This is a genomic window from Maribacter spongiicola, from assembly GCF_004364165.1.
GTDB classification, from domain to species: domain Bacteria; phylum Bacteroidota; class Bacteroidia; order Flavobacteriales; family Flavobacteriaceae; genus Maribacter; species Maribacter spongiicola.
Window position 1 is genome coordinate 411475 of record NZ_SOAY01000011.1, and the last position, 25009, is coordinate 436483.

Genomic DNA, 25009 nt, shown 5'->3' on the forward strand with positions numbered 1-25009 from the left:
ACCTACTTATTAATATGAAGCAACCAAAAGAACTACCCAAAATCTTCACAAAAAGTTCTAAAACTTATACTCAAATATGTAAAACCGATAATGTTTACCAGTATGAGGTTGCCGACAATGACCCAAACCACGAAAACATTTATTTTGAGGTGTTTTATAGACGAATAGCTAACGCCAAAACCTTTCCTAATGGTAATACAATGCCAGAGAGAATACTGTACCCCAATAACGAAGCCTTTGGTAATTGGGCTTGGTGTATTTCAAGGGGTAACGATTATTTTTCTGCACTTAGAATAGCAAAAAAAAAGTTCAGCTTTATTGACGAGAAGAAAAGAATAAAACAATCAGCATAGGTGAATAGAAAATGATAAATATTTTAATATGTCATTCTGTGCTTCTGATTTTTAAACATTTACTCCTAATTTACTTAGAGCTATGTTAATAGGTATCCATATTATAAGCTTGTGTAATTCGTAGTATAAAAAATACAGTAGTATTGCTCCTAAAATGATTGAAATATAGTTTAAAATTCCTTTTTCAGTCTTAATTTGTTGATAGAATAACTTTATAAAAAAAATGTCCATTAGGCAGATAAAGCTTAATATCATTGCGTAAATAGGAACTCCGAAGATAATAGCAATGAGTTTTATTGTTAGACCTAAAACACCTTCTTTTGAATCAAATTTTATATTGATTAATGAGGGAATGAATAATAATAAAGAATAAGCAAAGAATATATAGGAAATTTTAGACTCTAAGAAGTCCTGTTTTACTTCTGATATTTTTTCTTTAAGATTCATTTATTGAAAATAATAGAAACAGGGATTTTGACAAATAGTTTTAAGTTTTTAAGGTTTATAATTAGGGGTAAGGCTATTGTTGTGGGGTATGGTATAACTTTTATAAAGGGCGTTGGTGAAGTTTGAGTATAGGATTCTTTTATTTTTACTATCAATATAGTGATAAAATGGTGTTTTTAGGTGTAGGTAAAAAAAAGTTTACTAAAAATTAAGCAAACAAATTTATCATTCTTGTTCAATTTTATTCATAAAATCAACCAAACTTAAACCTAGTGCATAAGCCAGATTCACAGGAACAGCATTGCCTATTTGCTTATACTGTTGACCTTTTGCGCCCTGAAATTCCCAACTATCAGGAAACGTTTGAATTCTAGCACTCTCCCTAACAGTTAAAGGTCTTGTTTCTTTAGGATGACACCTTTCTGTTTGTTTCATAGCAGGTGAGCAAACTATGGTCAATGCTGGTTTCTTCATAGATAACCTTCTGGCTAATCCAGTTTTTCCACCTCCTAGAAAATAACTACCATTCATATATTCTCTTTGCAAGTCATCCGTCAAATTCTTCCAGTTTCCACCTTCTGGAACTTTTTCCATTATTTCTTTTTTTCTTTTCGGATATTCTACTCCTTCACTTTTACCTACATTTTTATCATACAACTCTCCCTTTTTAAAAGCATCGGAAACAGTCAGAACCTTATGATATTTACTAGGAAACGTATACTTCTCGATATTCTTTGCCAAATCATTCCTTATTCCAACAAGTATTAATCTCTCCCTTTTTTGTGGGACTTTATAATACATTGCTTTTAAAACCCTAGGCTCAATTAAAGTGTAACCAATATCTTTTATTGATTGTTTTATAACTTCAAGTGTTTTTCCCTTATCATGAGTGAAAAGACCTTTGACATTCTCTCCTATAAATATTTTCGGCTTTACTTCATTTATACATCTTGCAAAATCAAAAAACAAAGTCCCTCTAGTGTCTTCAAATCCTAATTTCTTCCCTGCGTGTGAAAATGCCTGACAAGGGAAACCACCCGTAACTATATCGACTTTATCTTTATATTCTAAAAAATCAACATTTTGAATATCATCCTCCAAGACATTCCATTTTGGACGATTGTATCTTAATGTTTTACAAGCATTTTTTTCAAATTCGTTCAACAAAACATGCTCAACACCAGCCATTTCCATTCCTAATGCCATACCACCTGCTCCTGCAAATAATTCAATTGAAGTGTATTCCCTGTTCGGCTTTATCTTAATAAATTCATCCCATTCAGAATTAAAGACTTCTTTAGCTATCTCAAATCTTAATAAACTTTGTTTATCATATTGTTTTACTCCATTAGACTTTACAGGAATAAGCTTGCCATTATTAGCCCAAGCATTCAATCGATGAATAGAAACATCTAAAAGGTTGCTAACCTCATATTCATTAAATAACTCCATTAATTAAAACTTAAATTTATTAAATCCTTCATATTTCTTGAATGATAATAGGTATATACTAGTTAGTAGGTCAGAGGATAATTCCTTCAATTCCTTAAAAACTGTATTTTCTTTACTTCTTAATTTAATACTATCAACAGCGTCTTTAATTACTGTAGGAAGAACTGAACATAATTTTTGAAAAGCAAGTTCATCTCCTGTCACAATTTCATAAAATTTATCTATTGAGACTCTTCTGATATTTTTGTTTGAGGGTTGTTTGACTCCATCTAATGTAATTACCCAAGGGATATTTTGACTTTTTTTAGCAATTATTTCAACTAAATAGCACTCGGAATCTGGATTTTTGATAATTGTACCTTGAAACCTCATAAAAGTCTTTGCGCCTGATGAGGAATTCATTGTATTATGTTTATTCTTCATTTCCACATAAATGTTATCCGTTACATTTTCAACGTCATAACCAGATTTAGGAACTTCCCATTTGTCGGAAAAATATTCGAATATATTTTGGTGGAAGTATCCAATTAGGTTGGAGTTCGTCTTGTCCAACTGTCTTAGAACTTCATTTTCAATTGTCTCTTCATACTTTTGGTCATAAACAATGGAGTCAAATGTTAACTTAATCGGGTCTATTAAATTCTTATTAAATTTTTTTAAATCCATCTCAAAACTGTAAGCCTGAACAGTCACAAGAACGTGATTGAATAAATCATCATCTGAAATAAACTCTAAACCATATTTACTCATATTTACTCATATTGATTTATGAAAAGAGACAAATTTAATCAAATACTTCTGAAGTTATTTAGTTCAAATAGCTGTTTACCTTAATTAATCAGATTCTTTTTAGTTCATTTCAATTGTAGCCTACAAAACAGATTATTATAAATTTTAATGTAAGAAGGAAATTTTATAGCCAAATTCATTTCGAATACTATTGAATAAAATAAATCTCTTTTTATTTTGAGTTAGCCGTTATAATTAAATTACTTTAGGTAGGACTTGGTTAATTTGATAGGGGGTACGGGTAATTGGTGGGGGTGTATGGCAGTACTTTTTTAATGGACGGGGGTGTTATAGATAAATATTCATTTTTGTTCTATTCTGCTATAGTGTGTAGGATGTAATATAAAAAAAGGAGGGGGTAGTTTTGAATGAATTATTGAGGTTTGGGGGTAGGTAGATATATTTCTTTGTTTAACTTGTTTATGTAGATTTATTTCTCGTATTTGTCGGAATGAATAGAGTAAGTGTTAAACCCTTCAAAGCAATTATTACCATAGGCTTACAAGTAGGCTATACCGATAAGCTAATTTCTAAAGCTGAAATAGTTGGTGCTATTCAATCATATCAAAACAGCCTAATTAAAGATAAAAGTATCTATCTTAGTGTTGCATTGTCTGAATGTGATATAGTGTTAAGTGGTCAATTAGAACCACATCTACAGCTAAGTATTATAAACTATCCTAAGTTTCCAAATCATATTAGTATACTTAAAAAAGAGGTTGAAAACCTTACCACTTTTCTGATGGACAAGTACAATCAAAACAGAGTTGTTATTGAGTATTTAAATGATGAAACGGTTATGTTGGAAAAATCGAAGGAGATAGATTTACGTATTAATAGTTTATAATCAACTGTTTAAATAGTATTACATTCAAATACTATTACAGATGTTGCTTTAGTAGGTGGTGGCTCATACCCACAACCCGGTGAAATTTCTCTTTCGCATAACGGAGTATTATTTTTAGACGAATTACCTGAATTTAAGCGTGGCGTATTAGAGGTAATGCGTCAGCCTTTAGAAGATAGGGAGGTTACGATTTCTCGAGCTCGTTTTACGGTAACCTACCCAAGTAGTTTTATGTTGGTGGCTAGTATGAATCCTAGTCCGGGTGGGTATTTCAATGACCCAGATGCTCCAGTAACTTCATCACCTGCAGAAATGCAACGGTATTTAAGTAAAATATCTGGTCCGCTTTTGGATCGTATCGATATTCATATTGAGGTTACTCCGGTTCCGTTCGAAAAGTTATCCGAAGAAAGAAAGGGTGAGAGTAGTGTCGAAATACGAAAACGTGTTACTGCAGCGAGGGAATTACAGACTGTTAGATTTGAATCCATGGAAAATGTGCACTATAATGCACAAATGAATACGAAACAGATTCGCGAATATTGTAAGCTAGACGATAAGTCTAAGGCATTATTGAAAAATGCAATGGAGCGTTTAAATCTATCGGCACGTGCGTATGATAGAATTTTGAAGGTAGCAAGAACTATTGCTGATTTAGCCGGTGAGCAGGCACTGAACGGTAATCATATTTCAGAGGCCATTCAATACCGTTCACTCGACAGAGAGGGTTGGTTGGGGTAAAATTTTAATTCATAAAGAGTTGTTCATTTAAGAATATAGCTCCTCATTATTAGTATCGTCTTCGTTATTTTTTGGTGCCGTAAAAATATCTTTGAGTATGTAACTGGTTACAATGGTTAGACCAAGGGTAAGGGTCGGTATTGCGTAATCCCAACTTAATAATTTCATGAGACCACCACAGATTAGGGTGATAACACCTATCACCATTACAAAATTCCATATGATTTCGGTCGTGCTATTCTTAACACGATCTTCTTTAGACATGAAGTAAGAAGTACCTTCCATCGCAAACCATGCTACGAAAGTAAATGCGGTGCCGATTTGAAAAAACAGCGTATGGGTAAAATCTAAAATAGTTAGTAATCCATTGGTCGTCCAAAAAAGTACCAATGCCATTTTAATTAAATCGACGGTCTTTTTTTCTTCCTTTTTCAAAAAACGCAGTCCATAAAGAATAAGAATTGCTGCAAAGGAGATGAAAATTATTCCTTTAGAAAATGGCCAGTCAAGTATTCGCATCACCATACCTATTAAAAGGGTGGCTATTGCTGCTCTAATCGGATTTCTAAATGCTTTTTTAGAATTTTCCATATCTGGATTTTTAGTTAATAACTTTAATGTTGGCTTTTAGACCTTGCATTATTCCGATGATATTGTTTACGGTTTCATTTAGGTAATACCGTACTACGATATGCGGAATTCTAATGGTTGTAAAGCCATTTTTGAAGGAGTGCATCGCTTCTTCTAAATTGTTGATAGCCTCGTGTTCGGTCAGCTTATCATATTCAGAGTCAATTTCAATATTAAGTTTTACACGAGAAATGGCGATATCGATAGATTTTTTACCATCCCACCATTCTAACATGGGGTTTACACCAGCTTCTTTCAGCGCATAATAAAGCTGAATAGCTTCTAAAGGTGTATTGTGTTTATTGATCAATAACTTAATACGTTCATGGTGCTTCATGCAAAGCTCTACGCCAGCACTCTCCATTGCATTTTTGTGATCTAAATAACCGAGTTCTTTGTTACATTCTAAGCAAATCATTAATAGGTTAAGTTTAAGGTTTGGGGATAGCTATAACCCAGTTATTTTGGGATTAGTATGTAATCTCGATGAACGACATCCAAGTTTTAGACGAACTGCATTTTTTTAGATAAACGGCATTTTGAAATGTTAAAATTGTGGTGAAATTGATTCTGGGTATGGTGAGAAAACTCAGATTATCCAATTATATTTACAAGAACTATAATTTAACTACATGTTCAAGAAATTAGGTCCGGGTGTACTGGTAGCCGCAGCGTTTATTGGTCCTGGTACGGTTACGGCATGTACCTTGGCAGGAGTCAATTTTGGATTTAGTTTACTGTGGGCCATGTTGTTATCTATTATAGCTACCTACGTTCTTCAAGAAATGTCTGCCCGTTTAGGTATCGTAACACAGAAGGGATTGGCAAATATAATCAAACAAGAGCTGCATAATCCTTGGATGCGTAATAGCGTCATAGCACTTATTTTTTCTGCCATTATTATAGGTAATGCCTCTTATGAAGCGGGTAATATAGGGGGCGCTACATTGGGTATGGAAGCTTTATTTGGATTGACCTATAGTAATCTATATCCTTTTATATTAGGCGGATTGGCTTTTATACTATTGTATCTGGGCAGTTACAAGTCTTTGGAGAAGGTCTTTATCGTTCTTGTCCTCATTATGAGTTTATCTTTTGTAATGACGGCAATTTTGACAAAGCCAGATATGTGGCAACTTATTAAAGGATTGTTCATGCCTACTATCCCTGAAAAAGGTATTCTTACTATTATTGCTTTGGTTGGTACTACGGTAGTACCTTATAATCTTTTTCTACATGCAGCATTGGTAAGTGAGAAGTGGAAATCGAAAGCCGATATAAAATTAGCTAAGCGAGATACGCTTGTTTCCATTATTTTAGGTGGGCTCGTTTCTGTCAGTATAATTATATCTGCTGCAGCAATCAATTCTACAGAAATAAATAATGTAATGGATATGGCAAAAGCTTTAGAACCGTTATTTGGTTCTGCAGCTTTGTATTTTTTAGGTATTGGTATGTTTGCTGCCGGTATTACCTCTGCGATTACTGCACCTTTGGCTGCTGCCTATGTAGCAAATAGCTGTTTTGGGTGGAATGCAGGTTTTAAAGATGCCAAGTTTAGAATGATATGGATAATGATTCTAATATTGGGAGTTTTCTTTTTATCCTTTGGAATTAAACCTATTGAGATTATAAAATTTGCCCAGATTACTAATGGCTTGTTGCTACCTATAATTGCGATCTTTTTATTATGGGTTGTAAATAGAGTGGGAGTGATGGGGAAATATAAGAACAACATGATGCAGAATATATTCGGAGGATTGATTATTCTGCTTTCCATTTTATTGGGTGCTAAAAGTATTTTAACTGTAATAGGTTTTTTATAGATGACGAAAAGAACTATAGATATTAATTGTGATGTCGGGGAAGGTGTAGATAATGAAGAAGCGCTATTTCCGCTTATTAGTTCTTGTAATATTGCTTGTGGTGGTCATGCGGGTTCTAAAAAGAGTATACTATTCTGTTTAGAGTTGGCAAAGAAGTATGGTGTAAAGGTTGGTGCACATCCATCGTATCCTGATAGGGAAAATTTTGGTCGTGTTTCAATGAATATATCTAGTGATGCATTAATCCAAAGTATAAAAGAACAATTACAATTATTTACTTCTTTATGTGATCAGATGCATGTAGTGTTGCATCATATTAAACCTCATGGGGCTCTTTATAACGATATTGCAAAAGACGAACATCTAGCGAAAACGTTTTTAACTGGTATAGAAGAATTCAAAAAAGGGGTAGTATTATATGTTCCTTATGGTAGTGTCATTCAAATATTGGCAACCAATCAAGGCTTTAAAATAGCTATAGAGGCCTTTGCTGATAGAAATTATAATACTGATTTAAGTTTAGTGTCTAGAAAAGAAAGTAATGCCTTAATAACCGACGGTAAAGAGGTATTGGCTCATCTATTAAGAATGTATAACGAGAAGGAGGTTAAAACGGTTATTGGAGATAATATTCCCATAAAAGCAAATACCTATTGTATTCATGGCGATACACCATCTGCATTGCAAATTTTGGCGTATCTTACAAAGCATCTTTCTTAACATAATCTACAAGTAAAATCGTGAATTCCCCTAAAATACATATCAAACCATTTGGAGTACATTCCGTTTTAATTGAATGGTCAAATGAGGTAAGTGAAATCATATTAGAAAAAATATTACATTTCGAACGCTTTTTAAGTAGAGAGGTGTTTAGTAATAAAGAGTGGGAGTTAGTGCCCGCCTATAATTCTCTTTTATTAATTAATAGAACGAAACAGATTGATTTTGAGAAAATTTCAAATGATATCAATAATTGGTATACGCAATTAAAAGAGTCACCGAAGCCTGATCGATACTTATGGCGTTTGCCCGTATCTTATGATGCGGAGTATGCGTTAGATCTTGATGAAGTTGCGATTACATTACATAAAACAAAAGAAGAAATTATTGCCTTGCATACTGGAGTAACATATACGGTATATGGTATAGGTTTTTTACCAGGGTTTATGTATTTAGGTGGTATACATAAAGATTTAGAATTACCAAGAAAAGCAACACCTAGACCAAAAGTGGTAAAGGGTGCTGTTGGTATTGCAGGTAAGCAGGCAGGTATTTATCCACAAGAATCACCCGGTGGGTGGAATATTATAGGCAATTGCTCAGTGCCCATTTTTGATGCTACGAAAGAGAATCCATGTTTTGTAAGTGTTGGCGATAAAATTCAATTTTATCAAGTATCTAAAGCAGAGCATAATCTGCATAAAATTGAAGCAGAAGTTGGAATTTATAAACCTGAAAAAATTAAAATAGATGCTTAGAGTTCTAAAAGCAGGTTTTTATACCACCGTACAAGATTCGGGCAGATTTCATTATAGAAATAAGGGTGTACCTGTTTCTGGGGTAATGGACGAAATGTCTGTATTTAAAATAAACTCATTGTTAGAAAATAATGAGTCTGCTGCCGTGTTAGAAATTACCATGACGGGACCAACACTTATTTTTGAAGAAGAAACATATATGGCGCTTGGCGGTGCAAAAATGTCTGCGACTCTTAATAATCTACCTATAAAAAATTATAAGGTTTATGAAATTAACGTCGGCGACATCTTATCTTTTGGTCGATTAGAAAAGGGCTTTCGGGCTTATCTAGGGGTAAAGGACGGTTTTACTACAAAAGAGGTATTAGGTAGTAAATCATTTTATAAGCCAATAACAAAGGCAAATAGACTTGCAGATAATGATATGGTTCCTTTTGAAGTACAAAAGCTTTTTCGACCTAAAATATCAGAAATAAAGGTTTCCTCATTTTTGGATGATTCCGTTTTAGAAGTAGGTAAGGGTCCGGAGTTTGATATGTTAAATGATAAGCAACTAGAGGGTATTTTTTCTAAAACGTTTACCGTAGCCCACGAAAATAACAGAATGGCGTATCAGCTGACTGAAACGATTGAAACGCATTCAATTTCAATGTTGACATCGGCAACGATACCAGGTACCGTACAATTGACTCCTGCAGGTAAATTAATGGTGCTTATGAAAGACGGACAAACTACTGGTGGTTACCCTAGAGTAATTCAATTGACCGATAAAGCAATCTGTATTTTAGCTCAAAAAAAAGGTGGAGATTCTATAAGTTTCAAATTGTTGTAGTTTGATACTTTTTTGAGCCATTTTGTGAATGTATTTTTTGTGAGCTGTATTTTCACTATTATTGTAGTATGAAATTAACGAATTTATTTATTGATGTAGTCATTGTCATTCCTAATCAGGGATGATATAGCTTTTCATTATGTAGAAAAACCTGTGTCAGATATATTTGATGCAGGTTTTTTTGTGTTTTACAAGTAATTAAAGACTGTTTTGAAGTATTGAATATGGGATTAAACATTGCTTTAAATGCTTTAAAATCAATTATTTAAGTAGTTTTTTTAGAAAGTGAATTTGTATTGTCAATTATTGTTAAAATTAGAAATTTTTATAAACTTTTATCTTTGATTAACTAGTACACAAAAAATCAAGATAAGTATACGAGATTTAGATTATGGAATTAAATAAATACAGTAAAAACGTTACTCAAGATCCAACACAACCGGCAGCACAGGCAATGCTATATGCAATTGGTTTTAAAGATGAAGATTTTAATAAACCATTGGTTGGTATTGCAAGTACTGGTTATGAAGGTAACCCTTGTAATATGCACTTAAATGATTTGGCGAAATTGGTCAAAGAAGGGGTAAACTCTAAAGAGACTGTAGGCTTAATTTTCAATACTATTGGTGTTAGTGATGGTATTTCTATGGGCACACCAGGAATGCGTTTTTCATTACCATCTAGGGATATTATTGCAGATTCTATGGAAACTGTAGTACAAGGAATGTCTTATGATGCATTGGTAACAGTTGTAGGTTGTGATAAGAATATGCCAGGAGCATTAATGGCAATGTTACGATTAAACCGTCCTGCAATTTTAGTGTATGGAGGAACAATAGCCTCTGGTTGTCATGAAGATAGAAAATTGGACATTGTTTCTGCTTTCGAGGCATGGGGAGAAAAGGTAGCTGGTACCATGGATGAAAAAAACTATAGATCCATCATCAAAAAATCTATACCAGGAGCTGGTGCTTGTGGTGGTATGTATACAGCAAATACAATGGCTTCTGCAATAGAGGCGCTGGGAATGTCTATGCCTTATAATTCTTCTAACCCTGCAATCAGTAATAATAAAGAAGAAGAGTGTATTGCAGCAGGAAAGCAAATGCGTTTTCTTATAGAAAAAGATATTAAACCTTTAGATATTGTTACCCGTAAGTCTTTAGAGAATGCTATTCGTTTGGTAACCATTATGGGAGGTTCTACAAATGCAGTATTACATTTCTTGGCAATTGCAAGAGCTGCAGATATAGATTTTACGCTAAAAGATTTTCAGCATATAAGTGATACTACACCATTTATTGCAGATTTAAAACCTAGTGGTAAATATTTAATGGAAGATGTTCATAGAATAGGTGGGATACCAGCTGTTTTAAAATACTTATTAGCAAATGGTCTATTGCATGGAGATTGTTTAACCGTAACCGGGAAAACTTTAGCGGAGAATTTAAAAAATGTTCCGGATTTAGAAGAAGGTCAAGATGTTATTATGCCTTTAGATAAGCCAATTAAGGCAACTGGGCATTTAAGAATGTTATATGGTAATTTGGCAGAGAATGGTTCTGTAGCAAAAATTACGGGAAAAGAAGGTTTGTTGTTTAAAGGAACGGCAAAAGTATTTAATAGTGAGTATGATGCTAATGATGCGATAAGAGGTGGTAAAGTAGAAAAAGGAAATGTAGTTGTCATTAGATATGAAGGTCCTAAAGGAGGTCCAGGAATGCCCGAAATGCTGAAACCTACTGCTGCCATTATGGGGGCAGGATTAGGTAAAGAGGTGGCGTTAATTACAGATGGTCGTTTCTCAGGAGGTACACACGGATTTGTAGTAGGGCATATTTCGCCAGAAGCACAAGAAGGTGGTACTATTGCTTTGGTTGAAGATGGAGACACAATTATTATAGATGCAGAAACAAATGCTATTAATGTAGAAGTTTCTGATGAAGAGTTGGCTAAGCGTAAAGAAGCATGGGTAGAGCCAGCTTTAAAGTTTAAGAAAGGGGTATTATACAAATATGCTCGTTCCGTATCTTCTGCTGCACAAGGTTGTGTTACCGATGAATTTTAAATAACACCGGCTAGATTTTAATTAATTCTAGAAGGATTTAATGTCAGGTATTTGTAACTCTTGAATGCGATACTTGAATTTGATTATTAATTATGGAAACAGTAAAAGAGAAGAAAAAAAGTACAGATTCCAAGAAAGCTATAAAGATTTCTGGAGCAGAGGCAATAATTCATTGTTTGTTGGCCGAGGGGGTCGACACAATGTATGGTTACCCAGGTGGTGCTATTATGCCCGTCTATGACGAGCTATATAAATTTCAAGATAAACTAACGCATATTCTTACAAGACACGAACAGGGTGCTACGCACGCTGCTCAAGGGTATGCTCGTGTTTCTGGTAGAGTTGGTGTTGCTATAGCAACTTCTGGACCTGGAGCGACAAATTTAGTTACTGGTCTTGCCGATGCGCAGATAGACTCTACTCCTATGGTTTGCATTACAGGTCAAGTTACAAGGCAACTGCTAGGTACAGATGCTTTTCAAGAAACTGATATTATTGGTATTTCTACCCCGGTAACGAAATGGAACTACCAAATAACCGAAGCTTCTGAAATTCCAGAAGTAATGGCAAAGGCTTTTTATATTGCCAAATCTGGTAGACCCGGTCCCGTTTTAATTGATATCACTAAGAATGCTCAAATAGACAAGTTCGATTTCTCTTATAAGAAATGTACTGGTGTTCGAAGTTATAAGCCGGTTCCTAAACCAGAAATGAGTGCCATACAAGCAGCTGCCGATTTAATCAACAGTGCTAAAAAACCTTTTATCGTTTGGGGTCAAGGTGTAATTCTAGGTCAGGCTGAGAAAGAATTGAAAGAATTGGTTGAAAAAGCAAATATACCAGCGGCTTGGACTATTATGGGTGCTTCTGCCTTAGATACAGCTCACCCTTTAAATGTGGGTATGGTTGGTATGCACGGTAATTACGGTCCTAATCTAATGACCAACGAATGCGACTTATTGCTTGCCATAGGAATGCGTTTTGATGATCGTGTAACGGGTAGATTAGAAGATTACGCCAAACAGGCAAAGGTTATTCACTTTGAAATTGACCCTGCGGAGGTAAATAAAAATGTGCATGCTGATGTTGCCGTTTTGGGAAATTCAAAGGATACATTAGGCTTGATCTTGCCATTAATAAATGAAAATAAGCATGAAGCTTGGCACAACATATTCAAAGAGAAATATAAAATTGAGTACGATACGATTATAAAAAATGATATTCACCCAACTAAAGATGGTTTGACTATGGGTGAGGTAATCGAAGAAATCAATTTGGCTTCAAATAATAAGGCGGTTATTGTTTCTGATGTTGGTCAGCACCAAATGATTGCTTGTAGGTATGCTAAATTCTCTCAATCTAAAAGTAATATTACCTCTGGCGGATTAGGTACAATGGGCTTTGCTTTGCCAGCTGCAATAGGAGCAAAAATGGGTGCTATGGATAGGGAAGTAGTTGCTATTATTGGCGATGGTGGTTTTCAAATGACCATTCAAGAATTAGGAGTTATTTTTCAACATAAAGTACCTGTAAAGATTGTTGTATTAAACAATGAGCATTTAGGTATGGTACGCCAATGGCAAGAATTGTTCTTTGAGAAAAGATATGCGTCGACCGTAATGGTAAATCCTGATTTTGTAAAAATAGCTGAAGGTTATAGCATTGAAGCAAAACGAATTTCTGAACGTAAAGATTTAAAATCTACTATTCAAGAAATGATGGCTTCTAAAGAACCTTACTTTTTAGAAGTCAAGGTAGAACAAGAAGATAATGTTTTTCCAATGATCCCTTCTGGTGCTTCGGTTTCTGAGGTTAGATTGAAATAACGGTTACATATAATCTCATGAACGATACTAACATACAGGACATTCCTAAAATACATACGGAGATAGCCCGTAAATCTGAGGAAATCGGATTTACGATGCCGTCAGACTTGTACGTTGGTAGCTTTCTCAAAACATTGATTGCTTCAAAACCAAACGGTCGATTTTTAGAAATAGGAACTGGTATTGGTCTTAGCCTTTCTTGGATGATAGAAGGTATGGATGCTGATTCTAAATTAATATCCGTAGATAACGATCAAGAGCTAATTTCTATTGCTACTAGTTATTTCGGCAATGATGATAGGGTTGAGGTTATTTGTAAAGATGGTACTGACTGGATCAAGGAATATTCAGGTGCAAAATTTGATTTGATTTTTGCCGATGCCTGGCCAGGTAAGTATAGTGAGATCGATGAGGTTTTAGACTTGATTAAAGTTGGCGGATTTTACATTATTGATGATATGACAAAACAACCCAATTGGCCAGAAGGTCATGAGGATAATGTGATAGCTCTTACGGCATATTTAGAACAACGTGAAGATTTACAATTGACCAAAATGAATTGGTCTACAGGCTTGATAATGGCCGTTAAGAAATAGTATAGAATAATTATAATGACACCATAAAATCCTTTTGTAAAAAGGAATAGGTAATTAAAGCTTATGGAAAATAAATGGTTTACAATATCGGTATATTCAGAAAATAATGTTGGATTACTGAACAGAATATCAGGTATATTTTTAAAGAGACATATTAATATAGAGAGTTTAAATGTCTCTAAATCAGAAATCGATGATGTTTCTAAATTTACGATTGTAGCTCATACAACAGAGAAATGGGTGCATAATATCGTCGGTCAGATCGAGAAGCAAATTGAAGTTATTAAAGCATATTACCATACTGATGATGAAACTATTTATCAAGAATCTGCTTTGTTCAAAATAGCATCGGGTCTTCTTTTTGACGAGCGTCAAATTCAGAACATCATAAAAGATAATAATGCACAGATTGTCACGGTATCCAGAGACTTTTTTGTTATCGCCAAAAGCGGTAGAAGAAATGAAATTGATGATATGCACGATCAACTAAAACCGTACGGCATTATGCAGTTTGTTCGCTCTGGCCGTATTTCGGTTACAAAAGATGAAATGAAAATTTCAGCGATACTAAAAGAATTTTAATAAAGAATCTAAACAATAATCAAATAAAGTAAATACAAAATGGCCAATTATTTTAATACGCTATCATTAAGAGATAAATTAACGCAACTTGGAAAATGCCGCTTCATGGATTCGTCTGAGTTTGCAGATGGTGTAAATGCTTTAAAAGGCAAAAAGATTGTTATCGTAGGTTGTGGGGCACAAGGGTTGAATCAAGGTTTGAACATGAGAGATTCTGGTTTAGATATTTCTTACACACTACGTGATGCTGCCATAAAAGAGAAAAGACAATCTTTTGTAAATGCATCTGAAAACGGATTCACAGTGGGTACTTACCAAGAATTGATACCTACTGCCGATGTTGTAATTAATCTTACTCCAGACAAGCAACATACTGCTGTTGTTAGCACGGTTATGCCATTAATGAAAAAAGGTGCAACGCTTTCTTATTCTCACGGTTTTAATATCGTTGAAGAAGGTATGCAAATACGTGAAGATATTACGGTAATAATGGTTGCTCCAAAATGTCCGGGATCTGAGGTACGTGAAGAATATAAAAGAGGTTTTGGTGTACCAACATTAATTGCGGTTCACCCAGATAACGATCCTCAAGGTAAAGGTTTAGAACAGGCCAAAGCTTATGCAGTTGGTACTGGTGGTGATAGAGCAGGTGTGTTGATGTCTTCTTTTGTTGCTGAAGTAAAATCAGATTTAATGGGAGAGCAGACTATTCTTTGTGGTTTGTTACAAACAGGTTCTATTCTTTGTTTCGATAAAATGATCGAGAAGGGAATTGATGCAGGTTATGCTTCTAAATTGATACAGTACGGATGGGAAACTATTACAGAGGGTATGAAATATGGTGGAATCACTCACATGATGGATCGTCTTTCAAATCCTTCAAAAGTGAAGGCATTTGAACTTTCGGAAGAATTAAAAGATATTATGCGTCCATTGTTTCAAAAGCATATGGATGATATTATGACCGGTCATTTCTCAAAAACAATGATGGAAGATTGGGCAAATGATGATAAAAACTTATTAACGTGGAGAGCTGCAACGGGTGAAACTGCTTTCGAGAAAACTCCTGCAGGTAGTCAAGAAATTACCGAGCAAGAGTTTTATGACAACGGAGTTTTAATGGTAGCCATGGTTAGAGCTGGTGTTGAATTGGCTTTTGAGGCTATGACTGAGTCTGGTATTATTGCAGAATCTGCTTACTACGAGTCTTTACATGAAACTCCCTTAATTGCGAACACCATCGCTCGTAAGAAATTGTTTGAAATGAACCGTGTTATTTCTGATACTGCAGAATATGGTTGCTATTTGTTTGATCATGCATGTAAGCCTTTATTAACAGATTTCATGAAGGGTATAGATACAGATGTTATTGGTACAAACTTCTCTGGAGATATTGATAACGACGTTGATAATGCACAGCTAATTGCTATAAACAAAGCATTACGTACGCATCCGGTAGAGATTGTTGGTACACGTTTACGTGAGTCAATGACAGCTATGAAACCTATCGTATAGATTTATAATCTTTTATAGATATACCGATTGTCCGGTTGAGTGCCTCTTAAAATTTGTAATCCTTTGTGGTATTACAGTTTCTAAAGAGCTGCCCTTAAACGGACAATTTAGGTTTTATACTAGTTTTCAAAAAAATCAATAATAGAAATCAAATAATATGAAAGGGACAAAGCCAGTATATTTTCCTAAATTAGATGATGTACTACAAGCTGCTCTGACCATTTCTGAAATTTCAGAAGTAACTCCGCTAACAGATAGTATTAGACTATCAAAACAGTTTAATTGTCAAGTACGATTAAAACGAGAAGATTTACAAAGAGTACGTTCGTATAAAATTAGGGGAGCTTTCAATAAAATAAGCTCTTTAACTGGAGAAGAACGCGCTAAAGGTGTTATTTGTGCCAGTGCAGGAAACCATGCACAGGGTGTTGCTTTTGCATGTTTTCACTTAAAAATTAAAGGGACTATTTATATGCCATCGGTAACGCCAAAACAAAAGGTTGAACAGACAAAACTTTTTGGTGGCGAATGGGTAGAAATTGTTTTGGAAGGCGATACGTTTGATGATGCTTCTTTGGCTGCAAGATCCTATGGTGATAAACACGAAAAGATATTTGTGCATCCGTTCGATGATCCTAAAATTATAGAAGGTCAGGCTACTGTCGGACTTGAGTTAATTTCTCAATCAAAAGCACCCATAGATTACCTTTTTGTATGCATTGGCGGTGGAGGTCTAGCATCTGGACTCATTAGTGTTTTTAGTGAGCTTTCGCCGGATACAAAAATTATTGGCGTTGAACCTAAAGGTGCTCCATCTATGAAAACGTCTATAGAAGCAGGAGAGGTAGTTGCGCTTGATCATATTGATAAATTTATTGATGGCGCAGCGGTCAAAAAAGTAGGTAGCTTAACCTATGCCATCTGTAATTATTATTTAGATAATATGATTACGGTCGACGAAGGCAAAGCTTGCCAAACTATTCTAGATCTCTATAATAGAGATGCTATTGTGGTAGAACCTGCAGGTGCTTTATCGATTGCAGCTTTAGATGATTATAAAGAAGAAATTGCTGGTAAAAATGTAGTGTGTATTATTGGCGGAAGTAATAATGACATTACTAGAACGGCAGAAATAAAGGAAAGAGCATTGCTATATGGAAAATTAAAGCACTACTTTATCATTAGGTTCCCGCAAAGACCTGGAGCCTTAAAAGAGTTTGTGGTAGATATTTTAGGACCTACGGATGACATTACCCATTTTGAATATTCTAAGAAATCTAGCAGGGAAAATGCACCTGCAGTAGTAGGTATTGAGCTGAAAAACCCTGAAGATTTAAAGCCTTTGATTGAACGTATGAAAACAAACAATTTTTATGGCGATTATATAAATGATAAACCAGATTTGTTTGAATATTTGGTTTAAACTACTTTTAATATATTAGATTCAATTTCTAGTTATTTATAGAAATCAATCCTAAGTACGATTATCAATCATAGTGTAAAATATAAAAGAAATGAGTGATATTAAAATTCCAGAAGAATTTCAGATTACATCAACAATAGACCAAAAGCATTATTTGGTCAACGGAGAATTAAAGGAATGGAAGGGTGAAACTACAGAAGTATTTTCTACTATTTCTTCAACTAAAGAATACAAGCCAACATTATTAGGTAGTATTCCAGATCTACAAGAGGCAGAAGCATTAGATGCTTTAAACGGAGCATTAAAGGCCTATGATAAGGGAAAGGGAATTTGGCCAACCATGCATGTGAAAGACCGTATTGAATGTATGGAGGTTTTTGTTACAAAAATGAAGACCAAAAGAGAAGAAGTGGTTAATTTGCTCATGTGGGAAATTGGTAAGTCTTTACCAGACTCTCAAAAAGAATTTGATCGTACGGTAGAGTATATTGAAGATACCATTGAAGATTATAAGCAGCTAGATCGTGATGCTGCTAAGTTTACGAAACACGATGGTGTGTATGCGCATATTAAAAGAGGACCGTTAGGGGTTGTTTTATGTTTAGGACCTTATAACTACCCGTTGAACGAAACTTTTGCATTGTTGATTCCTGCAATTATCATGGGAAACACCACCATATTTAAGCCTGCAAAACATGGCGTTTTATTAATTACTCCGCTTTTAGAAGCTTTTCAAACTAGTTTTCCAAAAGGGGTAGTCAATGTAATTTTCGGTAGAGGTAGAACTGTTGCTGCGCCAATTATGCAAACAGGTAAAGTAGATGTACTTGCTTTAATTGGTAATAGTAAATCTGCAAATGCCCTACAAGATCAACACCCTAAAAGTAACAGACTGCGTTTGGTATTAGGTTTGGAAGCAAAAAACCCTGCAATCATTTTACCAGATGCTGATTTAGATTTAACCATAAATGAATGTTTAGCTGGTACGCTTTCTTTTAATGGTCAACGTTGCACGGCATTAAAAGTGGTGTATGTTCATGAAGAAATTAGGTCTAAATTCAATGAAAGCTTCGCTAGAAAGGTAGATGAGTTAAAATTTGGAAATCCGTGGGAAGATGGAGTGAAATTAACTCCACTGCCTGAACCAGATAAGGCCGCTTATATTCAAGGTTTAATTGATGATGCACTTTCTAAAGGAGCAAAGATTATCAATAAAAAAGGAGGGAAGCATTTTGATAATTTTATATGGCCTGCAGTCCTATATCCGGTAACGAAAGACATGCGTGTGTACCAAGAAGAGCAATTCGGACCCATTATACCCATCGTACCTTTTACAGATATCGAAGAGCCTTTAGATGATATGGCAGAAAGCAACTATGGCCAACAAGTAAGCTTGTTTGGTAAAGATGTGTATGCACTTTCTCCGTTAATAGATACTTTGGTGAATTTAGTTTGTCGTGTTAACTTAAACAGTTCTTGCCAGAGAGGACCAGATGTATATCCTTTCACCGGAAGAAAAGATTCTGCACAAGCAACCTTAAGTGTTCATGATGCGTTGCGTTCGTTCTCTATTAGAACTTTTGTAGCGTTCAAAGACAATGAATTGAATACCGAAATTATTCAGAATTTATTAGAAGCTAAGCTTTCTAATTTTGTAAGTACAGATTATATATTATAATAGTACATAGTTAAGACTATAAAAAACCTCTCCTATTAATTAGGGGAGGTTTCTTTTTTACAGTTGCTGCTGATCTCATTTGCTCTTTCTAAACCTGAGTAAGGGTAATATGGTATCGTTTGCTCTTCTTTATTGAATAATATAATGGCACGTTCAACATCTTCGCAATAGGGAGCGATAGATTTACCAAAGAATTTTGCTGTTCCCATATCCCATTCCGTTTTTCCTAATAATACTCTTGGGTTGTTTGGTGCTATATCTTGTGCTTTTTGATAGATAGCCACGTTTTCACCCGATAAGGTCATACCGTATTTTGCACCGTCAAAAGCAATGTATGCTGTATTTAAAAGGGCATAAGAAATCATTATTTCTGGGTTGTCTTGCGATATTACCGATGCGTTGTCTAGAAAGCCTTTTGCTCTGGTTAGTTTGGAAGTTAATAGTGCTTCATCTTTTAATCCAAAACTGCTTATTATTTCTATTAATCCGGCATAATATGATGGTAACCAGTTATCGGTTTCTGCAGCCGCTATTCTTTCAAATAGTTGTATGGCTTCTGTATTTTTTTGTTGCTCCCATAAGGCAAATGCCTCATTCATCCCTTTTTCATAAGGTGTTTGGGCATTTAAGCTAAATGTAAAAATAAACGTGGCAATTAATAGAAGTGATTTCATGATGTATAGTTTTTTGATGTTATTTATTGTTATTCAAATATCTTTTTATTCCCTCGTATTTGATAAAATAGATGACCCAGTTGTAGGTTTTTTGTAGTGAACTGTAATTTTTAAAGGTTATCTAGTTGATTGTCATCTTTATTGTCACTTATCGTCCAAAAGAAACCAATGAAAAAGAAACGGTCTGTTGCAGGTGTAATGGTTCTTCTATCAAACATTCCATCTATATTGGCTTGGCTGGCGTATTGATATCCGTTTACATTTTTAGTTCCTAATACGTTACTTACAGATAGATATAATATTTTCTGCGGACTGATTAAATAAGCATAGTTGGCATTCAACGAATTGAAGCTTTTTGCCTGTTCGGTTAAGAATCCTCCTTTATTTGGGTCGGTATAGCTGCGACCCGAAGCATAATTATAACTCAAACCTACTTGGCTTTTCCAATCTTCTATCCATCGCTTTAAAACTAAAGATGCATTGTGTTTTGAAGCAAAATCAGGCGTAGCAGATGTTGGGTAGTTCTGGTAGTCCCTTTCAGTATCTAAGTAAGAGTACGACATCCAATACTCTGTATTTTTGATTGATTTATTATCCCTCCAGAAAATATCCAATCCTTTTGCAAATCCACTTCCAGAGTTATTATAGGAAGAAGTTGGCAGTGCGAACGGAGTATCATATTTTACTAAGTCTCCGTAATTTTTGTAGTATGCTTCAGCTCTAAAAATCTGTTTGTTTTTTACATATTGATAGTTGGCAATGTAATGGGTAGTATTCTCGGCAGTAAAATCAGAATTATATTTCAAGTAATCATTCTTCGGGTTTTGAAAGAACTCACCATATGCTAATGAGAATTGCGAGTTTGAGCCGGCTTTGTATGCTAATGATAATCTTGGTGAAATATTAAGCTCTTGCAATAGCTCAGAGTATTCTCCTCTAATTCCAATTTTAGTGGCGAATTTTTTGGAGAAGAAAATATCAGTCTCAACAAAACTGCTGAAAATATTATTATCGAATTCAAAATCATTTTCAAAGATAACATCTTGGTAGTCTTCTGTAAAATTGGTTATGAAATATTCTGCACCAAAGTTTAATTTATAGCGACTAGAAAAAAACTTTTTGAAAGCGATTTTTAGATGTGCTGAGTTTTCAACATCTGTAATGTCAGAATTATTATATTTTATTTCAGAGCGGTCATTGGCGAAACTTACTCCTGTGGCAATGCTCCAGTCTTTTTCTAAGAAATCTTGGTAAGACGTGTTGATGTAGAGATTTCTATTTTTAAGTCCGAAGCGAATACCATCTACTTCATTAATATCTTCTTGTGTTAAGTCAAAATTTACTGAACTATAGGCTCCGTAAACCTTTAGTAACCCGTCGTTATTGAATTTATATCGATACACAGCTTCTCCACCGATAGATTCAATAGGCTTGTGCCATTCATTATTATCAGGATACAGATTTTGATAAGGCGCTAAATTTATATAAGATGTGTTTAAACTCAGAGAACTCTTCTTCCATTTTTGGGTATTCCCAAGTCCTAGTCCCACAGTCATTATAGAAATTTCAGTTTTTTCTTCTTGTGGTTCACTTATACTATTTAAAAGTAGAACACTTGATAATGCTTGCCCGTATTCAGCTGAGTAACCACCTGTTGAAAATGTTATCCCCTTAAATAAGAAAGGAGATAATCTACCTCTTGACGGAATGTTATTTGCAGAAGGGGAGTAGGGCGTAAATACGCGCATATCATCTACAAAAATCTGAGTTTCTTCGGCATCACCACCTCTTACGAATAATCTACCATCTTCTGCTACGTTCGAGGTTCCCGGCAAGGTTTGTAATGCTCCCACGAAATCTCCAAGTGCTCCTGCAGTAGTTACAATATCTAGGGGTTTTAATGCTGTTACTTTGGCATTATCTCCAGCATTGAAGGTTCCGGCATTTACGGTAACGGCATCTAAGGTATTTACATCATCTTTAAGTTTAATTGTAATGCCCTTAAAGCTAGTGATGTCGGCAGATTTGGAATAGGGCTCAAATGAAATTGATGATGCAATCAATGTTTGTGTACCAGCGGTAGTAGTTTCAAAAGAGAATAGCCCTTCATCATTTGTAGCAGTACCATCATAAGTACCGTTTAGATACACGTTGGCACCCATAATGGGTATGCCCTGTTGGTCAATGACTTTACCTGAAATAGTGGATTGAGCAAATAAATTATAACTGCAAAAGGTAAGTAATAAAAATAATAGCGTCTTCATTGTTGATTATATTTTGATTGATGCCACAAATATGAATCGTTCTTTAAGGTTTCAATAAATTGGTTTTCTCAATTGTAGATTTTCTCTACTGAATTGGTGAAATTCACTATGAAGGGAAATTTAAGGAGGTTAATTTTTTACAGATATATGGTAATTAATGAGAGTTGTTAACGACATATGCGTTCTAACTTTGCTTTTTTAATTGCGTGGGTTAAACAGATTAATGTAGAAGAATTAAAATTTGAAGTATGGAAAATTTAAAATCAAATAAAAAAGCATTATTTGCTTTAGCTATAGGAGGTTTTGGGATAGGGCTTACCGAGTTTGTTATTATGGGAATTTTGACCGAAGTGTCAGGTTCTTTGGGTATTACAATTCCGCAAGCGGGTCACTTTATTGCAGCCTATGCTTTGGGTGTAGTAGTGGGCGCGCCGCTATTAACGGGTTTAGGTTCTAAACTTACACCTAAGAAAATGCTGTTCCTTTTAATGATATGGTTTACGGTATTTAATACTCTATCTGGACTAGCCACCGGCTATACCAGTTTGTTGTTTATGAGATTTTTATCAGGTATTCCGCATGGTGCTTTTTTTGGTATTGGTGCTGTAGTAGCTACCAAATTAGCCAAAAAGGGAAAAGGGGCTCAAGCGATTTCAATAATGTTTTCAGGTCTTACGGTTGCCAATGTAATTGGAGTGCCGATTGGTACTTATTTAGGACAACAGTTTAGCTGGAGTGTTTCTTTTTACCTAGTAGGCTTTGTTGGTTTATTAGCTTTAGGAAGTATTTACCTTTGGATGCCAAAGATAGAAGTTGATGAGTCGGAAGAGAAACTAAGTGTTTCGCAAGGATTAAAAAATACAGAACTCTGGGCTTTAATTGCGCTGACTACAATCGGTACTGGCGGATTCTTTGCATGGTACAGTTATGTAGCTCCACTAATTACCGATGTTGCCGGGTTGCCAAACCATTTTGTGGGCTATGCTATGATGTTGGCCGGTTTAGGTATGGTAGTCGGTAACTTTTTAGGTGCGAAGATGGCGGAATTGTTTTCTCCTTTGAAAGCGGTAATCATAAGTTTATCTGTGATGTGTGGTATTCTTGTTTTAAACATGTTTATTGCCACTAACCCATATTTGCTAATGATAATGACCTTTGTTATTGGAGCAATCTCATTTACGGTAGCAACCCCAATTCAGATGGCTATAATTAATACTTCTAAAGGCTCTGAGATGTTGGGGTCTTCTATGAACCAAAGTGCTTTTAACATGGGTAATGCTTCTGGCGCTTATTTAGCCGGGTTGCCAATAGCTTTTGGGTATGGTATTATTTATTCTAGTTTGGTTGGTGCTGTACTAGCTTTTTCCGGTGTTGCCATTGCGGTTGCTATTTTAATTGTTAGAAAGAGAAAAGAAATAAAATATAGAAAAATGGCGATGAGCTGTTAATCTTAAATAGATTATAAATTTCAAAAAGGAATATCAAAGTGATCTTCCTTTTTTTTGTGTTCAATTTTTAAGTTGTGCATGGAAGGTAGATAATCTTCAAGTCCTAAAATCAAGTTGTTCGGATGTTAAATTTTTCATTTTGCGTAGTTCATCGATAATTTATTCCATTTTACCACGTTGTTAGAGAACCAAAACCTACAATGCTGTGTCACGTACAAAACTATTTCTTGGAGCCATAATTATGGTTCTTTTACTTTTTGTTCTTACCGCTTCTTCATTTAAGCCAGAACATTCTAAAGCAATCATCGCTAATCCTAATCCCGTTAAAACTCTTGCAGAGAAGAGGGAAATCAAACTATATAACATTCGCCAAAAAGCATTGAACGATGCCTTGACCGATTATTTCAATAAAGCTATTGCCTCTGGTGATATCGTTGGAGCGGGAGTAAGTATTGTTAGTGGAGATTCTGTTATACTTTCTGATGGATATGGTAAAAGAAGTTTCAACAGTAAAGAAACTGTTAACGGAGAAACCTTATTTAGACTAGGTTCTATCTCAAAAGGTTTTACAGGCATTTTAGCTGCCAACTTAGAAAGTGAAGGTAAGCTACATTTTAATGATAAAGTGGCTGATTATTTACCAAACTTCCATTTTGGAAATCAAAAGAATACTCAAAAAATTGAGGTTGCCCATTTGCTTTCGCATACAACAGGTACTCCGTATCATAGTTATACGGATTTAGTGGAAGCAGGACTTTCTATGTCATCCATTAGTGAGAAGTTCGATAAAATAAACCCAATTGCATCACCTGGTTCTCAATATAGCTATCAAAATGCTATGTTTTCTGTAGCACAAGAAGTGATGTTTAAGGCGACCGGTAAAGATATTCAAACGCTATTAACGGATAAATTCTTTACTCCGTTAGGTATGAGTTCTGTTTCTATGGATCATAAAACATTAATGAGCAATGAGAATATTGCGTTGCCACATGTAAGAAGAGGGCGTAGTTTTAGAACTGTTTTACCTAGAGATAATTATTATAACGCAATTGCGGCTGGTGGAATTAATGCCAATTCTACAGATATGGCAAAGTGGATGCGTTTCTTATTAGGTCACAATCCTGATGTGATGTCCAAAGATGCTATGGCACAAGTATTCAAACCTTTTGTAGAATTAAACGGACATCGCAAATATTATCAAAAATGGCCGGGACATGTGAAATCTGGTTACGGATTTGGATGGAGAATACACACTGTAAAAGAGAACGAAAAGGCAGCTGTAGAAACGATTTGGCATCATGGGGGTAGTGTAAATAACTACAGAAATGAAATTGCACTTTTTCCAGATTCTGATTTAGGAATTTGCGTTTTGATCAACGGACCATCGAAATTGGTTAAAACCGTAATTCCTGATCTACGAGCAATAGTAAAGAGTATTTATGAACAAGAAATTGCAATAGCCACTAGTATTTAAGTATACGTAACTATCGGATATAAAAAATCCCTTTAATCATCGATTAAAGGGATTTTAATTTTTAAA

At 34.9% G+C, this 25009-nt stretch carries 22 protein-coding genes and 1 pseudogene; 16 read left to right on the forward strand and 7 right to left on the reverse strand.

The window, feature by feature from the left end; all coding sequences use genetic code 11:
• Positions 1–14 precede the first annotated feature (14 nt).
• Positions 15–353, forward strand: coding sequence for a hypothetical protein (locus CLV90_RS09970; RefSeq protein WP_133687341.1), 339 nt, complete (start codon positions 15–17; stop codon positions 351–353).
• A gap of 51 nt (positions 354–404) precedes the next feature.
• Here the strand turns inward: CLV90_RS09970 and CLV90_RS09975 are convergent, their stop codons facing one another.
• The 3 genes from CLV90_RS09975 to CLV90_RS09985 all read right to left on the reverse strand — a co-directional run bounded on the left by CLV90_RS09975 (position 405) and on the right by CLV90_RS09985 (position 3002).
• Positions 405–800: a hypothetical protein gene (locus CLV90_RS09975; RefSeq protein ID WP_133687342.1), complete on the reverse strand. Its 396-nt coding sequence runs from the start codon at positions 798–800 to the stop codon at positions 405–407.
• 225 nt (positions 801–1025) lie between these two features.
• On the reverse strand, positions 1026–2252 hold the full coding sequence (locus CLV90_RS09980; RefSeq protein ID WP_133687343.1) for a DNA cytosine methyltransferase: 1227 nt from the start codon (positions 2250–2252) through the stop codon (positions 1026–1028).
• Positions 2253–2255: 3 nt separating this feature from the next.
• On the reverse strand, positions 2256–3002 hold the full coding sequence (locus tag CLV90_RS09985) for an Eco47II family restriction endonuclease (protein ID WP_133687344.1): 747 nt from the start codon (positions 3000–3002) through the stop codon (positions 2256–2258).
• A gap of 490 nt (positions 3003–3492) precedes the next feature.
• Here CLV90_RS09985 and CLV90_RS09990 point away from each other — a divergent pair, with 490 nt between their 5' ends.
• Both CLV90_RS09990 and CLV90_RS09995 read left to right on the forward strand, forming a co-directional pair.
• Positions 3493–3888: a hypothetical protein gene (locus CLV90_RS09990; protein ID WP_133687345.1), complete on the forward strand. Its 396-nt coding sequence runs from the start codon at positions 3493–3495 to the stop codon at positions 3886–3888.
• Between the two features lie 27 nt (positions 3889–3915).
• Positions 3916–4629, forward strand: a pseudogene (locus CLV90_RS09995) (YifB family Mg chelatase-like AAA ATPase); the annotation flags it as partial.
• Positions 4630–4656: 27 nt separating this feature from the next.
• Here CLV90_RS09995 and CLV90_RS10000 read toward each other — a convergent pair.
• Both CLV90_RS10000 and CLV90_RS10005 read right to left on the reverse strand, forming a co-directional pair.
• Positions 4657–5220 (reverse strand): hypothetical protein, encoded by a 564-nt coding sequence (locus CLV90_RS10000; RefSeq protein ID WP_133687346.1) that lies wholly within the window; start codon positions 5218–5220, stop codon positions 4657–4659.
• A 10-nt stretch (positions 5221–5230) separates the two neighbouring features.
• Positions 5231–5677 carry a hypothetical protein gene (locus CLV90_RS10005; protein WP_133687347.1) on the reverse strand — a complete coding sequence of 149 codons (447 nt, stop codon included), beginning with the start codon at positions 5675–5677 and terminating at the stop codon, positions 5231–5233.
• A 214-nt stretch (positions 5678–5891) separates the two neighbouring features.
• Between CLV90_RS10005 and CLV90_RS10010 the strand changes: the two genes are divergently transcribed.
• From CLV90_RS10010 to CLV90_RS10060, 11 genes are all read left to right on the forward strand, one after another.
• Positions 5892–7085 (forward strand): Nramp family divalent metal transporter, encoded by a 1194-nt coding sequence (locus tag CLV90_RS10010; protein ID WP_133687348.1) that lies wholly within the window; start codon positions 5892–5894, stop codon positions 7083–7085.
• Entirely contained in the window at positions 7086–7805 is a 720-nt protein-coding gene (gene pxpA, locus CLV90_RS10015; protein ID WP_133687349.1) for a 5-oxoprolinase subunit PxpA, read from the forward strand.
• 20 nt (positions 7806–7825) lie between these two features.
• Entirely contained in the window at positions 7826–8563 is a 738-nt protein-coding gene (pxpB, locus tag CLV90_RS10020; RefSeq protein ID WP_243835344.1) for a 5-oxoprolinase subunit PxpB, read from the forward strand.
• Entirely contained in the window at positions 8556–9395 is an 840-nt protein-coding gene (locus CLV90_RS10025) for a 5-oxoprolinase subunit C family protein (RefSeq protein ID WP_133687351.1), read from the forward strand. The genes pxpB and CLV90_RS10025 overlap by 8 nt, the downstream gene beginning before the upstream one ends.
• A 391-nt stretch (positions 9396–9786) precedes the next feature.
• Positions 9787–11463: a dihydroxy-acid dehydratase gene (gene ilvD, locus CLV90_RS10030; RefSeq protein ID WP_133687352.1), complete on the forward strand. Its 1677-nt coding sequence runs from the start codon at positions 9787–9789 to the stop codon at positions 11461–11463.
• A gap of 92 nt (positions 11464–11555) precedes the next feature.
• Positions 11556–13289, forward strand: coding sequence for a biosynthetic-type acetolactate synthase large subunit (gene ilvB, locus CLV90_RS10035; RefSeq protein ID WP_133687353.1), 1734 nt, complete (start codon positions 11556–11558; stop codon positions 13287–13289).
• A gap of 17 nt (positions 13290–13306) precedes the next feature.
• Positions 13307–13885, forward strand: coding sequence for an O-methyltransferase (locus CLV90_RS10040; RefSeq protein WP_133687354.1), 579 nt, complete (start codon positions 13307–13309; stop codon positions 13883–13885).
• Between the two features lie 63 nt (positions 13886–13948).
• Positions 13949–14467: an acetolactate synthase small subunit gene (ilvN, locus tag CLV90_RS10045; protein WP_133687355.1), complete on the forward strand. Its 519-nt coding sequence runs from the start codon at positions 13949–13951 to the stop codon at positions 14465–14467.
• A 39-nt stretch (positions 14468–14506) separates the two neighbouring features.
• Positions 14507–15982, forward strand: a complete 1476-nt coding sequence (gene ilvC, locus CLV90_RS10050; protein ID WP_133687356.1) for a ketol-acid reductoisomerase — start codon at positions 14507–14509, stop codon at positions 15980–15982.
• Between the two features lie 157 nt (positions 15983–16139).
• Entirely contained in the window at positions 16140–17405 is a 1266-nt protein-coding gene (gene ilvA / locus CLV90_RS10055) for a threonine ammonia-lyase (RefSeq protein ID WP_133687357.1), read from the forward strand.
• Positions 17406–17496: 91 nt separating this feature from the next.
• Positions 17497–19083, forward strand: a complete 1587-nt coding sequence (locus tag CLV90_RS10060) for an NADP-dependent glyceraldehyde-3-phosphate dehydrogenase (RefSeq protein WP_133687358.1) — start codon at positions 17497–17499, stop codon at positions 19081–19083.
• A gap of 35 nt (positions 19084–19118) precedes the next feature.
• Here CLV90_RS10060 and CLV90_RS10065 read toward each other — a convergent pair whose 3' ends face one another.
• Together CLV90_RS10065 and CLV90_RS10070 are read right to left on the reverse strand one after the other, a co-directional pair.
• The gene (locus CLV90_RS10065) at positions 19119–19757 is read right to left on the reverse strand and encodes a tetratricopeptide repeat protein (protein WP_133687359.1); all 639 of its coding nucleotides are present in this window, start codon (positions 19755–19757) and stop codon (positions 19119–19121) included.
• A gap of 110 nt (positions 19758–19867) precedes the next feature.
• Complete coding sequence (locus CLV90_RS10070) at positions 19868–22021, reverse strand: TonB-dependent receptor (RefSeq protein WP_133687360.1); 2154 nt, start codon at positions 22019–22021, stop codon at positions 19868–19870.
• 248 nt (positions 22022–22269) lie between these two features.
• On the opposite strand from CLV90_RS10070, the gene CLV90_RS10075 reads away from it, so the two are divergent.
• Positions 22270–23469, forward strand: a complete 1200-nt coding sequence (locus tag CLV90_RS10075; protein WP_133687361.1) for an MFS transporter — start codon at positions 22270–22272, stop codon at positions 23467–23469.
• A 205-nt stretch (positions 23470–23674) separates the two neighbouring features.
• The gene (locus CLV90_RS10080) at positions 23675–24943 is read left to right on the forward strand and encodes a serine hydrolase domain-containing protein (protein ID WP_243835346.1); all 1269 of its coding nucleotides are present in this window, start codon (positions 23675–23677) and stop codon (positions 24941–24943) included.
• Positions 24944–25009: the final 66 nt, after the last annotated feature.

What these genes read in the sequence shown, in the direction of transcription:
- CLV90_RS09985 (WP_133687344.1), bottom strand. Translation starts at nt 3,002, where the DNA reads ATGAGTAAATATGGTTTAGAGTTTATTTCAGATGATGATTTATTCAAT.
- CLV90_RS10000 (WP_133687346.1), bottom strand. Translation starts at nt 5,220, where the DNA reads ATGGAAAATTCTAAAAAAGCATTTAGAAATCCGATTAGAGCAGCAATA.
- CLV90_RS10060 (WP_133687358.1), top strand. Translation starts at nt 17,497, where the DNA reads ATGAGTGATATTAAAATTCCAGAAGAATTTCAGATTACATCAACAATA.
- ilvD (WP_133687352.1), top strand. Translation starts at nt 9,787, where the DNA reads ATGGAATTAAATAAATACAGTAAAAACGTTACTCAAGATCCAACACAA.
- CLV90_RS10070 (WP_133687360.1), bottom strand. Translation starts at nt 22,021, where the DNA reads ATGAAGACGCTATTATTTTTATTACTTACCTTTTGCAGTTATAATTTA.
- ilvN (WP_133687355.1), top strand. Translation starts at nt 13,949, where the DNA reads ATGGAAAATAAATGGTTTACAATATCGGTATATTCAGAAAATAATGTT.
- CLV90_RS10010 (WP_133687348.1), top strand. Translation starts at nt 5,892, where the DNA reads ATGTTCAAGAAATTAGGTCCGGGTGTACTGGTAGCCGCAGCGTTTATT.
- CLV90_RS09980 (WP_133687343.1), bottom strand. Translation starts at nt 2,252, where the DNA reads ATGGAGTTATTTAATGAATATGAGGTTAGCAACCTTTTAGATGTTTCT.
- CLV90_RS09975 (WP_133687342.1), bottom strand. Translation starts at nt 800, where the DNA reads ATGAATCTTAAAGAAAAAATATCAGAAGTAAAACAGGACTTCTTAGAG.
- CLV90_RS10005 (WP_133687347.1), bottom strand. Translation starts at nt 5,677, where the DNA reads ATGATTTGCTTAGAATGTAACAAAGAACTCGGTTATTTAGATCACAAA.
- CLV90_RS10040 (WP_133687354.1), top strand. Translation starts at nt 13,307, where the DNA reads ATGAACGATACTAACATACAGGACATTCCTAAAATACATACGGAGATA.
- ilvA (WP_133687357.1), top strand. Translation starts at nt 16,140, where the DNA reads ATGAAAGGGACAAAGCCAGTATATTTTCCTAAATTAGATGATGTACTA.
- ilvC (WP_133687356.1), top strand. Translation starts at nt 14,507, where the DNA reads ATGGCCAATTATTTTAATACGCTATCATTAAGAGATAAATTAACGCAA.
- pxpA (WP_133687349.1), top strand. Translation starts at nt 7,086, where the DNA reads ATGACGAAAAGAACTATAGATATTAATTGTGATGTCGGGGAAGGTGTA.
- CLV90_RS09990 (WP_133687345.1), top strand. Translation starts at nt 3,493, where the DNA reads ATGAATAGAGTAAGTGTTAAACCCTTCAAAGCAATTATTACCATAGGC.
- CLV90_RS10025 (WP_133687351.1), top strand. Translation starts at nt 8,556, where the DNA reads ATGCTTAGAGTTCTAAAAGCAGGTTTTTATACCACCGTACAAGATTCG.
- CLV90_RS10075 (WP_133687361.1), top strand. Translation starts at nt 22,270, where the DNA reads ATGGAAAATTTAAAATCAAATAAAAAAGCATTATTTGCTTTAGCTATA.
- CLV90_RS10065 (WP_133687359.1), bottom strand. Translation starts at nt 19,757, where the DNA reads ATGAAATCACTTCTATTAATTGCCACGTTTATTTTTACATTTAGCTTA.
- CLV90_RS09970 (WP_133687341.1), top strand. Translation starts at nt 15, where the DNA reads ATGAAGCAACCAAAAGAACTACCCAAAATCTTCACAAAAAGTTCTAAA.
- ilvB (WP_133687353.1), top strand. Translation starts at nt 11,556, where the DNA reads ATGGAAACAGTAAAAGAGAAGAAAAAAAGTACAGATTCCAAGAAAGCT.